Genomic DNA, 14,926 nt, shown 5'->3' with positions numbered 1-14,926 from the left:
ATGCTTACTATTCGCCACCAAATGTTAAATGTTTTTTAAGATTTGTTTAACCAATTCTTCTACCGAGATACTTGGATTTTGTTTTATAATTCTATCCGCAATCTTCTCGCTTGCACGTTTAGGAATCCCTAAAACTTCTAATGCAGATAACGATTCTTCCTTAATTTTATTATCTACCATCACAGAAATGTTCGCGTTTGGATCACTGTATTTCTGTACTTTATCTTTAAGATCTACGATAATTCTTTCAGCAGTTTTTGCACCGATTCCTTTTGCTTTTTGAATCAGCGCGCTGTTTCCGGAAAGTATTGCAGAAGCGATCTCATCAAGGCTTAATGTTGACAGCAGAATCAATGCTGAAACAGCACCCACTCCATTAACGCTTATTAACAGATTGAACATTTCTTTTTCTGAACGTGTGTTAAATCCAAAGAGAAGATGAGCATCTTCGCGGATGATCTGCTGGATAAATAAGAAAGTCTGCTGATTCAAAACCAGCATCTGTGAGGTCATCAAACTGATTCCCACGTAGTAACCAACTCCTTGTACATTGATGACCGCGTAGGTAGGCGTAAGTTCTTGAACGTTACCTTGTAAAGAAAATATCATTATTAATTTTTAAAACTCCCAAATATAGCAATTTAAACTAATTAATGTTTTCATTTAACGTGCGAATGATTTTTAACTTAATTTTCAAATAAGAATTCAATGAATTAACATAAAAGCAAAAGACTCCAAAATATGGAGTCTTTTATTATCTCAACACGGTTTAAAGTGTCATTTTTTAATAAGAAAATCTAATTAGAGGTTAGTGATTACTAATTACGATTTAATTTTTAGATTGATTTCTTTTCTCTCCTTTGAGCATCAAGAACAGCAATCGTAGCAAGGTTTACAATTTCGTCTACGCTTGAACGCATTTGAAGAACGTGTACCGGCTGCTTTAATCCCATTAAGATAGGTCCTATAACCTGCGCTACTTTCATCCCTCTTATAATTTTGTAAGAAAGATTAGCACTTTCCAGGTTAGGGAAGATGAAGGTATTCGCTGGTGTTGTTCCTAATTTTGAGAATGGATAATCGCTCAGGTGATCTGCATTCATTGCAAAATCCGGCTGAATCTCACCATCTACAATCATTTTAGGGTATTTCTCATGAAGGATGCTCACTGCTTTAGCCACTTTCTTGGAAGTTTCAGAAATAGCAGCAAAGTTTTCAAACCCAAGCATCGCAATTCTTGGTTCAATCGCAAAAGATTTTACTGTAAACTCTGCCATTTTAGCAATATTCACAAGATCTTCTGAGGTAGGATTCTGATTGATGGAAGTATCTGCGAAGAAAATAGGTTTCTTTTCAGACAGGATCATCATCATTGCCGCTACTTTATCTACTCCTTTATCTTTTTCAATAACTTCTAAAACAGGACGTAAAACTGAAGTATAGTTTTTAGAGAATCCTACGATAAGACCATCGGTATCACCATGTTTCAGCATAAGAGGTCCGAAATAATCTCTCTGACGCACATATCTCTTCGCTTTGTACTCGTTCATTCCTTTTCTCTGACGAAGTTTCCAAAGGGTTTCTCTGTATTTTTTTCTGTTTTCTTTCTGATCGTCATCACTTGGATCAATGATTGGAACATCCAGCGTAATTCCGTAACGCTCCATCTGCTCCTTGATGTATTTTTTATCTCCCAGAAGACTTGGAAAAGCAATTCCTTCTTCATAAAGGATTTGAGCTGCCTTCAATACGTTATATTCTTCAGCATTTCCAAGGGTGATTCTTTTCGGATTGGATTTAGCACGGCTCTGCATCATTCTTACCAATCTCTCATCTCTTCCCATTCTGTCTAAAAGCTGGTGCTCATATTCTTCAAAATCCGTAATGGTTTTTCTGGCAACACCACTTTCGATCGCTGCTTTCGCTACGGCACTTGATACTTTTGTGATCAGTCTGTTATCGAACGGCTTTGGAATGAAGTAGTCTCTTCCGAACTGCAGGTTCTGAACATTGTATGCTAAAATTACAGCTTCCGGTACCGGTTCTTTTGCTAAATCAGCAATCGCATGTACGGCAGCCAGTTTCATTTCTTCATTAATTCCTGTAGACTGTACATCCAATGCTCCACGGAAGATATAAGGGAATCCTAATACATTGTTTACCTGGTTAGGATAATCACTTCTTCCTGTTGCCAGGATTACATCTTTACGAGTTTCAATAGCAAGATCATAAGCAATTTCAGGATCAGGGTTAGCTAAAGCGAATACGATAGGATTTTCGTTCATGCTCAACAGCATTTCCGGAGTCATTACGTTTCCTTTTGATAATCCGACAAAAACATCAGAGCCTTTTACAGCATCTTCTAATGTTTCAATATCTGTCTGAGCGATGAAATCTAGTTTTTCAGGGGTAAGGTTTTCTCTTTTATGGTTGATAACCCCCTTACTGTCACACATCAGGACATTTTCTTTTTTCAATCCTAATGAGATATAAAGCTTGGTACATGCAATAGCTGCCGCACCTGCTCCATTGACTACCATTTTCACTTTATCAATATCTTTATTCGCAATCTGCAAAGAATTGATCAATGCTGCTGCAGAGATAATTGCAGTTCCGTGCTGGTCATCGTGCATCAAAGGAATATTCAATTCCTCTTTCAGTTTTTGTTCTATATAAAAAGCTTCAGGAGCTTTAATATCTTCCAGGTTAATCCCTCCGAAAGTAGGAGCGATACCTTTTACGATTTCAATAAATTTATCCGGATCTTTTTCATCGATCTCAATATCAAAAACGTTGATATCTGCAAAGATCTTGAACAAAAGTCCTTTCCCTTCCATTACCGGCTTTGAAGCTTCAGCACCGATATCTCCCAGTCCAAGTACGGCAGTACCGTTAGAAATTACTGCTACCAGGTTTCCTTTTCCTGTATAATCATACACAGTTTCAGGCTTATCATGAATTTCCATACAAGGAACAGCTACTCCCGGAGAATAAGCCAATGACAAATCTCTTTGAGAAGAGTGTGGCTTTGATGGAATAACTTCAATTTTTCCTTTGGGTTCTGCTTTATGATAATCCAGCGCGGCCTGGCTGAAGTTCTTTTCGTCACGATTGTTGTTACTTGACATAAAATTTGGTTTTTTGTTAAAGTATATATTTAATGTGGTAATCTACTAAGCTTTCTATTGGTTTCTGCACAACATGTCCCACATTTAAATTAAGTTCTGTAGCTACAGAACGTAGTATATTTTCATAATAATAAGCGATAGATCCGATAAAATTGATTTCAACGTCTTTAGCTTCTTCATAGGGGATTACCTGGTATTCAAAAAAGTTTTTCATTTCTTCAAAAACCATATCCCTGAAATAAGGATGCTCTTTTCTTTCGATCACAAATTTGGTAAAGTCTGCCAAATAAGCATTTGGTCTTGTCGTATGATACATATTTTGCAATGCATCCTCTACGGTAAGCAGATAGTTGGCTTCAAATTCGGCACGAAGGTCTGAAGGTAGTTTTTTCATGAAATATCTGCGCAGCAATTGTTTTCCTATAGCACTGCCACTTCCTTCATCTCCAATAATAAATCCTAATGAAGGTAATTCTATCTTTACATTTTCACCGTCGAAATAACAAGAATTTGATCCTGTGCCAAGAATGCACACGATAGCAGGTTTTCCGCTGTATGCTGCATAGGCTGCAGCCATCAGATCTTCCTTCACAATAAATTCTGCTTTTACAAAAACCTTCTTCAGCTCTTCCTCTATGGTTTCGCAGTTTTTTTTGACACCACATCCGGAACCATAAAAAAAGACTTTGGTAATTGAATTTTTAACCGATACCAGATTGCTATTTTTCTGTATCTCAGGAGCGATAAGTTCTCTGTTGATAAAATTCGGATTGAAACCGATTGTTTCTGTTTTCAGAAAAACTTTCTTAAAGTCATCAAGTATTACCCAATCCGATTTAGTAGAACCACTATCTACAATAGCAACCATATTTTAGATTTTAATTTAAGGGTGCTAAATTATGAATTTATCTTCAATTAGCGTTTATAAACAACCTGGAAGCTGTCTAAAATCATTAATGTTTAATCTGTGTCTTTTTTTCGTTGAACTGCAATAGCCAATCTTCTATTTCATCTTCCAGATAGGAAGTCTGTAATACCATTGCATTGATAAAATCATCAGGCACTGGTTCTCCTTTGGAGTTTTCAAGATTCCACAATTCATCTGACATATTTTCATATTCTGAATACACTCTTTTGAAGCGGGAATTTTCTTTCTCAAGAGCTTCAATATTTTTCTGTTGAAGCTGGAATTTTCTGTATTTGTTTTGACTTTTCATACAAATATTATTAATAATTGGGTCATAAAATGTAGGGGTATATGCTCTTAATCGTGCACTACAAGATAGAAAAAACCATCAACACAAGAAGTTGAAAATGAATTTATTATCAGGTCATTATTACATCATTCTGAATATTAAAATTAGAAATAATTTTAATTAAAAAAAATATTTTAACAACTTTTTTCAGTGTTTAACATATAGTTATAAATTTGCATACTCATATTGTGAAGCTTTGACATTATTGGCATTCTAAAACGGTTATTAACAGCCGGGATACAGTAAAGCCTTTATATTCTGAGATATAAATCATTTCAGTCTTATACAATATGTATTTATATATTTAGTTTTTATATTCATTACATGAAAGAAATACTCTTACGCCAGAAACAGGTTCTGTTCTTCATCATTGCAGGAGGACTGAGTGCGATTGTAGAAATAGGCAGCTTTAAGATTTTCAGTACCTATCTTCCGCATTTCTTTGCAAAAGAAATCAACTTCCATGGTATACATTATCCTTTAAGCAACATTTTTTCTACGAGCTGCGGGATTATTACCAATTATTTCCTGAGTATCTGGTTTGTATTTGAAAGAGGAAAACACTCAAAGAAAAAAGAGTTTGTTTATTTTATGGTGGTTTCTTTCTTTTCAACGTTACTCAGCCTAGTTTTTTTCCAGGTCTTTTACAGTTTCATATTTAAAGATAATATCAATTTATTTTTTTATACCTTGAGCCCGGAAATGATCAGCAAAATTGCAGCAATATTGCTGGTTTCCATTCTGAATTATTCGATAAAAAAGAAAGTAATTTTTAACGGTTAGGCTGTGACAAAAATTTTAAATTATCTCTGGAGATTCTGGCTGTTGCTGTTAGCATTTTTCCTGACAGTTATTATTGGAATCCCTGTCTATATTTTATCCTTTAACAAAAAGCATTATAAATACGGCTATAAACTTGTCAGGATCTGGTGTTTCGGAATGTTTTACGGAATGGGTTTCCGGTATGATCTCATTAAACTTTCGGAACAGGAAAAAGACAAAAGTATTCCTTATGTTTTTATCTCCAATCATACATCCATCATGGATATTATGCTTACCTGCATTATGTTTCCAAACCATCCGATATGTTTTGTAGGGAAGAAAGAACTGGTAAAGATTCCTATTTTCGGAACCATTTATAGAAGGATATGTGTAATGGTAGACAGAACGAGCGCAAAAAGCCGTGCGGATGTATACCGAAGATGTGCTGAAAAGATGGAAGAAGGCAACAGTATTGCCATTTTTCCTGAAGGCGGCGTACCGGACGATACTTCTATAATCCTGGATGACTTTAAGGACGGAGCATTTATACTGTCCTCAAAACATAACTCTCCTATCGCTGTTTATACCTTTATCGGACTCAAGGAAATGTTCCCTTTTGAAAACTCAAAAGGCTATCCTGGAAGAGTAAAGGTGTATTTCAATGGTATCATTGAGCCTACCAATTCGCCAAAAGACTTAAAGGCAGAGGCTTACGAAGAAATAAAAAAAACTTTAATCAGGTATTCCGTTGAAAGGAAATAGTTATATTTGTTTGTGAAATCTATAATAAATATGTCAAATTATTCTAAACAAACCAATTGGGCCCAATTCATTCCATTGGTTACTGTATTCTTCTTTTGGGGATTTGTAGCAGCCAGTAATGATATTCTGATCCCCGTTTTTCAAAAAGCCTTCAATCTATCTCAAACTGAAAGTATGCTGGTACAGATATGCTTTTATGTAGCGTATACTGTAGGTTCTTTAATTTATATGATCATATCAAAGAGTCTGAAACAGGATTTGATCAATAAAATCGGGTATAAAAACGGCCTTATTGTGGGGCTTCTTATTTCAGCAATGGGAACCCTGTTGTTTTACCCGGCTGCCAATATGCATTCTTTCCCTTTAATGATCTCCGGATTATTTATTGTAGGTTTAGGCTTCTCTCTTCAGCAGATTGTTGCCAATCCGCTTGCTATTGAAGTAGGTCCTACAGAAACAGGATCACAGAGATTGACAATGGCTGGGGGAATCAATAACTTAGGAACTACAATAGGACCGCTTATTGTTGCATTTGCTATTTTTGGTTCTGCAAGCGCAGGCAATACGGAAGCAAGTATAGAAAGTGTAAAAACTCCCTATCTGATATTAGGAGCAGCTTTTGCTCTTGTGGCTTTAATGCTTAAATTCTCTTCTCTTCCTGCTGTAACTCCAACGAATACTGAAAACACAGATGATTCAACTCCGGGTGAGCACAGAAAGTCAGCATTTCAATATCCTCAATTGGTAATGGGAATGATCGCGATCTTCGTGTATGTAGGGGTAGAAGTTTCCACAGCCAGTAATCTTCCGGCTTATATGGAAAAAAACTTAGGCTTTGAAACAAAAGATGTGGCCCCTTACATCTCTTTATACTGGGCATCATTGATGATCGGCCGTTGGACAGGTGCTGTAGAAGCATTTGATGTGAATGCCGGATTCAAAAAAATCTTAAGGTTCTTAGCTCCTTATCTTGCATTTGGTGTATTTTTACTTGTAAATGCTATTGCAAAACATGACCTGTCTCCATTCTATGTATATGGATTCATTATTATTGCCATGATTATTTGTGATATCTTAAGTAAAGGAAACCCGGCAAGAATGCTTTTAATCTTCTCTTTGGCTGGGATTACCGCTTTACTGATAGGAATGTTCACTAAAGGAATGGTATCTGTCTATGCATTTACCAGTGTAGGTCTTTTCTGCTCTACTTTATGGCCATGTATATTCGCATTGGCGATTAACGGGCTTGGAAAACATACCAATCAAGGATCAGGATTACTTATTATGATGATTATGGGTGGAGGTATTGTAAGCATTATACAGGGATATATTGCAGATATTACGAATATTCATTTCAGTTATATCGTAGGGGTTATTTGTTTTGCTTATCTTGCATTCTATGCGATCCGTGTGAGTGGGATTCTAAAAGCCCAGGGCATTGATCTTGATAAAGTATCTAAAGGCAATGGTCATTAATATAACGAAAACAATATATAAAAAGAAAAGGTTTTGGGCAGGTGTATTACTTGCCCAATTTCTTTTGTTTTATGTTTGCTCAAAATCCAGAGTGATGATCTCGTTTTTTGAAAGCTTTTTTGAACTTCAAAAAGGAACCCATCAGGCATTGTTCAGCTGGATTCCATTTTCTACAGGAGACCTTATTTATATCATATTAGGTGCTTTCCTTTTGTATTATTGCATCATGCTATTCAGAAAGCAGCGAAGACATAATTCTATGCTCAGAACTCTGATCATCATCAATATTTTTTATTTTATCTATCAGATCTTTTGGGGAATGCTGTATTTCCAGACTCCTATCATCAAGAAGCTTTCAAGCCAGAAAGAACCTGATGTGGAAAAGGCTAAAAAACTGGCTCTCTCTTACCTTGAAAAATGTAAACTGACCAGGCAATCTGTCCGGGAAGACAGCAAAGGAGTATTTATCATTACAAACCTTAATTCTATACAACAGGAAATTCTGCATCAACAGGCAAAATTACCTTCTTATATTTCAAATAAAAGGGCGACTCAGATTTTGGATATTAAACCCAGTTTATTCAAAAATATAATGAGTTTTACAGGTATTTTGGGATATTACAATCCCTTTACTGCTGAAGCTCAATATAACGCTGAATTACCTTCCACATTTATTCCCTTCACAACGGCGCATGAAAGTTCCCATCAGCTGGGTTTTGCCAGAGAACAGGAGGCTAATTTTGTGGGGTATTTAATAGGTATTCATTCCAGTAATCCTGAGTTGAGATACAGCACTGAGTTTTTCACTTTAAAAAGCCTTTTAAGGTTCATTGTGGAGGAAGATCCGGAGTTCGTCAAGAATGTTCTACATCAATATTCTTCTGCAATGAAAAGAGACCGTATGTATGAGAAGAATTTTGTACTCAGTCATCAGGGCTGGCTGGATGATTTTTTTGGATACGCCAATAATCTCTTCCTGAAAAGCAATCAGCAGGAAGGTTCTGTCACCTATTCTTACTTTATAGATCTTCTCTTAAACTATGAAAAATAAATAAAAAAAAGAATCGTATCAGGCGATACGATTCTAAAAACACAAATGATGAAAAAAAATTTATTACCTTGACTTGTTCCCTCATTCAAGGCGATGTAAAAGTACGACATATTTTATAAATACAAAAACATTTACATCCTTTTTTAAAACTTTATGAAAACTTTATGATTTTTTAAGTTTTTTTGAGTTTACACCACATTCTGACAAATCGCAATCAACACCAGTATTCGATATGAAAAACATCGTTTAAACCCGTACAGCCTATTAAATTACCATAGAATCAAACATTTGTTTAAATAAAAAACATTCGGTTTTTACCCTGTTTTCGTCATTTTAAAAAAAGGAGTTATCCACCGTATTTTATATATATTTCTACTATTTATATCGTAAAAATGTCAAGATTTTGATCAAAAATAATAGCCTTTATTATTCCAATTTATTCCATTGCTTTCCGCATGAAATTGAATGTAAACTATAACCCTGAAAAACTTTTAAACAACCGCCTGCGAAACCGCATCTTACGTCTTAAAACCAATTCATTTGAAAAATTTCGTATTCTAAGCCAAAACTCCTGCTTTATCTAATAATACTATGAATAAATTCTACACTAAGCAGCAATAAAATCATATAATTTTATTAGAATATCCTAAATTTGGAACCCATATTTTGTGAAATAAAATATTGAAAGTCAAATCTAATCTACCAATAGCCGTTTATATCTCACTAATAAAAGAAAAAAATTTTTGTATATTTAAAACATCTGTGTATTTTAGATAAAAATATTAACATGATTTTTGACAAACTAATTAACCACCTAAAACTCGATAAACAGGAATTCATTTTCCAGTTCAATTCACATCCCAATTATCCATCTGCATTGGCTTTCAGTGACACGCTTAACTTTATGGGGGTGAAAAATGATGCTTATGAACTAGACAAAGAATATTGGGACGAACTTCCGGAAGAATTTATTGCTATTGTTGAAAATTCATTTTCTCTTGTAAAAAAGTCAGGAAGCAATTATTCAGTATACTCAGAAAAAGCAAAAACCTTCGGTAAAGAAGAACTTTATACCAAATCAACTGATTTTGTACTGTTATTTGAAAAGACCGAAAATGCAGAAAATAAACTGGCCTTCAATTTCAAGCCGGTACTTTATTTAATTTTTGCAGCTGTTCTCGCTTATTCATTTATAAGCCAAACCATTTATGAAGCCTTATTCAATCTTCTCTCTCTGGCTGGAGTATATATTTCACTTGAAATCTTCAATCAGAAATTCGGGAATACATCTACCGTAATCGGAAGTATATGTGGTGGAGGTGCTGCTGCCAGCCAGACAGTCAACTCATGTGATAAAATTATTAAGCAGGATAAGACCAGTATTTTAGGGTTAAAATTTGCAGACTTTTCCCTGATCTATTTTGCAGGACTTACCGTGCTGGGATTATTTTTACCGGCTACAGCTTATATTGTAAAAGGATTCACCTTTGTTTCTATCCTTGCAATAGGGTATTCTCTATACATTCAGGCTTTTGTAGAAAAAACGTTTTGTAGAGTATGTCTTTTGATTATTTCAATACTTGCAGCACAAATAGTAGTAAGCAGTTTATTTTTCGAGAATATGTCTTTCAGTGTGGGAACACTTTTATTGACAGTCATTTTATGGGCTCTGGTATTCTCTGCCGTTATTTATTTCAATACTCTTCTTGAACAAAAAGAAGCGCTACAAAAATCTAATGCGAAAAACCTTAGATTCAAAAGAAATTATGAGCTGTTCAAAAACCAAATGGAGCAGAATCCAAAAATCGAATTCCAGAATACCGAAACTTTTGCTGTCGGAAAAAGAGATGCGAAACTTCGTATTTCTATCGTATCCAATCCATATTGCGGTTTCTGTAAGGATGCTCATAAACTGGCAGAAGGCCTTTTGGAAAAATACCCTGATACGATCTCTTTACAGATGAGATTCAATTACAGTCCCGAAAGAGCTCCTGAAAAATACACACAGCTTATTTCAGACTTAACTCATATCTACCATAACAAGCCTGAAAAAGAGTTCCTACATGCTGTAGAAGAATGGTTTGAAACTAAGGACGAAAGTAAAATCAATGCTCTTTCCGGAGGAAATGTAACATCGGAAAACCTGAATCCACTAGTAGAGATGTCTACCGAAAACAGTAACGCAGGATTAAACTTCACCCCGATTTTTATCATCAACGGATATCAATTCCCTGACAAGTATGATCGTGAAGATATTTTATTCTTTATTGATGAATTAATAGAAGATGATGAGATTTAGTAAATAAATATCATTCATCTGAAAATTTCACTATCTTAGGAAAAACAAAAATAACATCTGATAAGATGTAAAAGAGCAGAAAAACAGTGACAAATGGGACTATTTCCGGTTTACCATTTCATTGAATTATAATTGAATTAAAGTAAATGTCGTCACCCGCTGACGGCATTTTATAATGAGTAGTAGTTTTGAAAAAAAAGTTTCCTTTTTATAAGCAACCAGATACCAAAGACTGCGGTCCTACATGTCTCAGGATCGTAAGTAAGTATTATGGTAAAAGTATATCTCTGCAGCAGATTCGCAGCCTTTCCGAAACAACACGTGAAGGAAGCAGCCTTCTTGGGCTAAGCGATGCGGCAGAAAACCTCGGATTCCGGTCTATGGGAGTCCAGATAGATTTCAATACCCTTACAGAAGAGGTTTCTTTTCCTTGTATAGCACACTGGAATAAAAACCATTTTGTGGTTGTATACAAGATTGACAAAAATAATAAAGTATATATTTCAGATCCCAGTTATGGACTTATTACGTATACAAGAGAAGAGTTTATCAAATCCTGGATCGGAGAAAATGCAAACGAAAATACAGAAGAAGGAATTGTTCTGATTCTTGAAACAACACCAGCATTTTTTCAGACAGAATTTGATGCTGAAGAAAGTAAAGCCAGCTTTACGTTTCTTTCCAAGTATCTCCTTAAATATAAAAGACTTGTAATCCAGCTGGCCATAGGGCTTCTGGGAGGAAGTTTATTATCCCTGATATTCCCGTTTCTTACCCAAAGTATTGTAGACGTTGGAATCCAGAACCAGGATATTAATTTTATCTATGTCGTTTTACTTGCACAGATTATGCTATTTCTTGGAAGAATGGGAATTGAAACCATACGAAGCTGGATTCTTCTCCATCTTTCGGCGAGAATTAATATTTCCATCATCTCCGATTTCTTTATCAAGCTTATGAGACTTCCGATAAGTTTCTTTGATACGAGAATGACCGGAGATATCATGCAGAGAATAAATGACCACCACAGAATCGAGCAGCTGCTTACAAGTTCATCGTTAAACACCCTCTTCTCACTGGTAAACCTTATCATCTTCAGTATTGTTTTACTGTTTTATGATTACAGATTATTCATTGTTTACCTTGTTGGAGCGATATTATATATTGGCTGGATCAGTTTCTTCCTGAAAAAGAGAAAGGAACTTGATTACAAAAGGTTCTCTCAGGTCTCTCAGGAACAAAGTAAAGTGATTGAGCTTATCAACGGTATGCAGGAGATTAAAATGCATAATGCAGAAAAACAGAAACGATGGGACTGGGAATTTCTTCAGGTAAAACTGTTTAAAATCAGAATAAAATCACTTTCATTAGAACAATGGCAGTCTGTTGGAGGAAATTTTATCAACCAGATGAAAGATATACTGGTAAGTTTCCTTTCTGCAAAGCTGGTTTTGAGCGGAAATCTTACTTTAGGGATGATGCTTTCTGTACAATATATTATCGGACAGTTGAACAGCCCTCTTCTTCAGCTTATCGACTTTATCAAGCAGACTCAGGATGCTAAGATTTCCCTTGAAAGATTAGGGGAAATTCATGATAAAGACGATGAGGAGGATAAAAATGAGCAGTATGTTACAGATGTTCCAAAGAAAGACATCGAGATCAAAGATATGTCATTCCGTTATATTGGTTCTGATGTTCCGGTTTTTGAAAATTTAAGTCTTACGATCCCTTATCAGCAGACTACAGCTATTGTGGGAGCCAGTGGAAGTGGAAAAACAACCCTGTTGAAGCTGTTAATGAAGTTTTATGATCCTGACCAGGGTGAAATCAGAATCGGAAGCACCAATATGAAGAATATCTCCCCAAGATACTGGAGAGATCATTGCGGAGTGGTAATGCAGGAAGGCTATGTATTCAACGATACTATTGCCAATAACATTGCTGTAGGTGAAGATCATATTGACAAACAAAAACTGAGACGTGCTGTAGAAATAGCCAATATCAAGGAATTTATTGAAAGCCTTCCGTTAAGTTATAATACGAAAATAGGAAATGAAGGTGTTGGGGTCAGCGGCGGTCAGAAACAGAGACTCTTCATTGCAAGAGCTGTTTACAAATCTCCTGAATATATCTTGTTTGATGAAGCAACATCAGCATTGGATGCCAATAATGAGAAAGTAATTATGGAAAACCTTGAGCAGTTTTTCAAAGGGAAAACAGCAGTGGTTATTGCCCACAGACTTTCCACGGTAAGACATGCGGATAAAATCATTGTACTGGATCAGGGGAAAGTTGTAGAAGAAGGCAGTCATGCAGATCTTGTAGATTTGAGGGGAGAATATTACAGACTTGTAAGAAATCAGCTTGAATTAGGAAGCTAGCCAAAATATAGCGGAACCGAAAAGCTTATAGAGTAGGAAAAACAAAAACTAATTTTAATCATGAAAAATCTAAAAAAACTTTCGAGAAAAGAACTGACATTTGTCAGCGGAGGTGTAGTTATTCCGGACAACAATTGCTGTGGTTCCTGGTGTCTTGGCAGCTGGATGCCATGCCGTCTCCATCACATTGCATGTCCACCGGATGCTGATACTTCACCACCATCGTGGTATGACGGGAATTGCCCATTTGGTTAAATTATATTCCCCCTGAAATATTGGGGGAAATTTTATCTTAGAAAAATGAAAGAAGACGTTTTAGACAATATTGAACTCCGCTCAGAAAGCGTACAGGATATTCTTACCCAGCCCCCACATTGGATGATACGCTGGGGAAATACTGTTATATTTATTATTCTCCTGCTGATTCTCTTGATGAGTTACATCATAAAATATCCGGAATTTGTACCGGCTCCTATTATTGTAACTTCGCAGAATCCTCCAGAGAAAATTGAAGCAAGGACAAGTTCCAAAATTGAAAAAATATTCATAAAAGACCATCAGCAAGTTAAAAAGAATGATGTTCTGATGGTAATGCAGTCAGCAGCCAACTATAAGGATATTTTAGAGTTGAAAAAACTGGTAGATTCCATTACTCCTGATAATTTATATAGCTTCCCTCTTGCTCAGGCTTCAAGGTTCAAGTTGGGAGAATTACAGGGTGAATACAATAGTTTTGCAAAAGCATTTCAGGATGAAGCCCTTTTTACAAGATTACAGCCTTATGCTCCGGAAAACCTGGCAGCCAATCAGAGTATTTCTGAATACCGCATACGAATTGCTACCTTAAAACAACAGAAAAACCTGGAATCAATAAAATATGATCTGACTAAGAAAAACTTCAACAGGTCTCAGGAACTTTTCAATCAAGGAGTTATTTCTGCTATGGAACTTGAAAATGAAAAGATCAAATATCTTCAGGCCCAGCAAAATCTTGAAAATCTTAAAATCTCCATATCACAAATGGATGAAGGGGTTTCCAATCTTAATAAAACTAAAAGCGGAACGGCCATTAACACAGAAAAAGACAGAATTACATACTCTTCACAAACTTTACAGCTTCTTGAGCAACTGAGAAAATCATTGAAACAATGGGAACTGAATTATCTTGTTATATCATCTACAGATGGTGTTGCCAGTTTCCAGCAGTTTTTTGGTGAAAATCAGTTTGTAAAATCGGGTGAACCTATTCTTTCTATTCTTCCTAAAAATAAAGAGCAGTTGGTAGGCAGAATGTCTGTTCCTACCGTAAACTCAGGAAAGATCATTCCGGGCGAAAAAGTATTGATTAAACTAGATAACTATCGATTCCAGGAATATGGTATCATCGAAGGAAAAGTACAGAATATCTCTCTTATTCCTGATGATAAAGGAAATTATTATGTAGATGTTATTTTGCCAAAAGGATTAAAAACAAGTTACAACAAAACGCTTACATTCGATAAAGAACTTAGGGGCAGTGCAGAGATCGTAACACAAGATCTTCGATTGATTGAAAGATTCTTCTATCAAATCAGAAAGCTGCTTGGATATCAGGTCTGATAAAGAACTTAGATAAAAAAATAAAAGCCGTTTTGCAGATTGTAAAACGGCTTTTTTTATTATAGTACTTCAGATTAGCTCCATTTAAAGTAATGTACATAAAATCCAAAGTAGTATAGTTCATTCATTACGGGCTTTATTCTGCGAAGGGAGGTTTCGATCGTACATCAATAGATCAATCAAAAAAAGCCGGTAAGAAAGCGAATACA

General features: G+C 35.6%; 12 protein-coding genes. 8 read left to right on the top strand and 4 right to left on the bottom strand.

Going from position 1 to position 14,926, the window contains the following annotated elements:
• Window positions 1–24: 24 nt before the first annotated feature.
• The 4 genes from ruvA to KYG33_RS18025 all read right to left on the bottom strand — a co-directional run bounded on the left by ruvA (window position 25) and on the right by KYG33_RS18025 (window position 4,345).
• Window positions 25–609 (bottom strand): Holliday junction branch migration protein RuvA, encoded by a 585-nt coding sequence (ruvA, locus tag KYG33_RS18040; RefSeq protein WP_180565117.1) that lies wholly within the window; start codon window positions 607–609, stop codon window positions 25–27.
• 227 nt (window positions 610–836) lie between these two features.
• The gene (locus tag KYG33_RS18035; RefSeq protein WP_077413704.1) at window positions 837–3,128 is read right to left on the bottom strand and encodes an NADP-dependent malic enzyme; all 2,292 of its coding nucleotides are present in this window, start codon (window positions 3,126–3,128) and stop codon (window positions 837–839) included.
• Between the two features lie 16 nt (window positions 3,129–3,144).
• A complete protein-coding gene (locus tag KYG33_RS18030) occupies window positions 3,145–3,996 on the bottom strand; it encodes a BadF/BadG/BcrA/BcrD ATPase family protein (RefSeq protein WP_180565116.1) in 852 nt (283 codons plus the stop codon).
• Between the two features lie 85 nt (window positions 3,997–4,081).
• Window positions 4,082–4,345: a hypothetical protein gene (locus KYG33_RS18025; RefSeq protein ID WP_047373857.1), complete on the bottom strand. Its 264-nt coding sequence runs from the start codon at window positions 4,343–4,345 to the stop codon at window positions 4,082–4,084.
• A 363-nt stretch (window positions 4,346–4,708) separates the two neighbouring features.
• Between KYG33_RS18025 and KYG33_RS18020 the strand changes: the two genes are divergently transcribed.
• The 8 genes from KYG33_RS18020 (at window position 4,709) to KYG33_RS17985 (ending at window position 14,717) form a co-directional block, all read left to right on the top strand.
• Window positions 4,709–5,167 carry a GtrA family protein gene (locus tag KYG33_RS18020; RefSeq protein ID WP_219072168.1) on the top strand — a complete coding sequence of 153 codons (459 nt, stop codon included), beginning with the start codon at window positions 4,709–4,711 and terminating at the stop codon, window positions 5,165–5,167.
• Window positions 5,168–5,170: 3 nt separating this feature from the next.
• Window positions 5,171–5,908 carry a lysophospholipid acyltransferase family protein gene (locus KYG33_RS18015; protein ID WP_077413707.1) on the top strand — a complete coding sequence of 246 codons (738 nt, stop codon included), beginning with the start codon at window positions 5,171–5,173 and terminating at the stop codon, window positions 5,906–5,908.
• Window positions 5,909–5,938: 30 nt separating this feature from the next.
• On the top strand, window positions 5,939–7,384 hold the full coding sequence (locus KYG33_RS18010; protein ID WP_077413708.1) for an MFS transporter: 1,446 nt from the start codon (window positions 5,939–5,941) through the stop codon (window positions 7,382–7,384).
• A gap of 94 nt (window positions 7,385–7,478) precedes the next feature.
• Window positions 7,479–8,435, top strand: a complete 957-nt coding sequence (locus tag KYG33_RS18005) for a DUF3810 domain-containing protein (RefSeq protein ID WP_317619657.1) — start codon at window positions 7,479–7,481, stop codon at window positions 8,433–8,435.
• Window positions 8,436–9,222: 787 nt separating this feature from the next.
• Window positions 9,223–10,734: a thioredoxin domain-containing protein gene (locus KYG33_RS18000; protein WP_077413710.1), complete on the top strand. Its 1,512-nt coding sequence runs from the start codon at window positions 9,223–9,225 to the stop codon at window positions 10,732–10,734.
• Between the two features lie 188 nt (window positions 10,735–10,922).
• Entirely contained in the window at window positions 10,923–13,118 is a 2,196-nt protein-coding gene (locus tag KYG33_RS17995) for a peptidase domain-containing ABC transporter (RefSeq protein WP_077413711.1), read from the top strand.
• A gap of 60 nt (window positions 13,119–13,178) precedes the next feature.
• Window positions 13,179–13,373 carry a hypothetical protein gene (locus KYG33_RS17990; RefSeq protein WP_081996761.1) on the top strand — a complete coding sequence of 65 codons (195 nt, stop codon included), beginning with the start codon at window positions 13,179–13,181 and terminating at the stop codon, window positions 13,371–13,373.
• Window positions 13,374–13,418: 45 nt separating this feature from the next.
• Window positions 13,419–14,717, top strand: a complete 1,299-nt coding sequence (locus KYG33_RS17985) for an HlyD family secretion protein (protein WP_077413712.1) — start codon at window positions 13,419–13,421, stop codon at window positions 14,715–14,717.
• Window positions 14,718–14,926: the final 209 nt, after the last annotated feature.

The sequence above is a fragment of the Chryseobacterium sp. D764 genome (assembly GCF_019317325.1).
Lineage (GTDB): Bacteria > Bacteroidota > Bacteroidia > Flavobacteriales > Weeksellaceae > Chryseobacterium.
The sequence above is the reverse complement of the archived record's forward strand: the minus strand, read 5'-3'. Positions and strand labels throughout refer to the sequence as shown.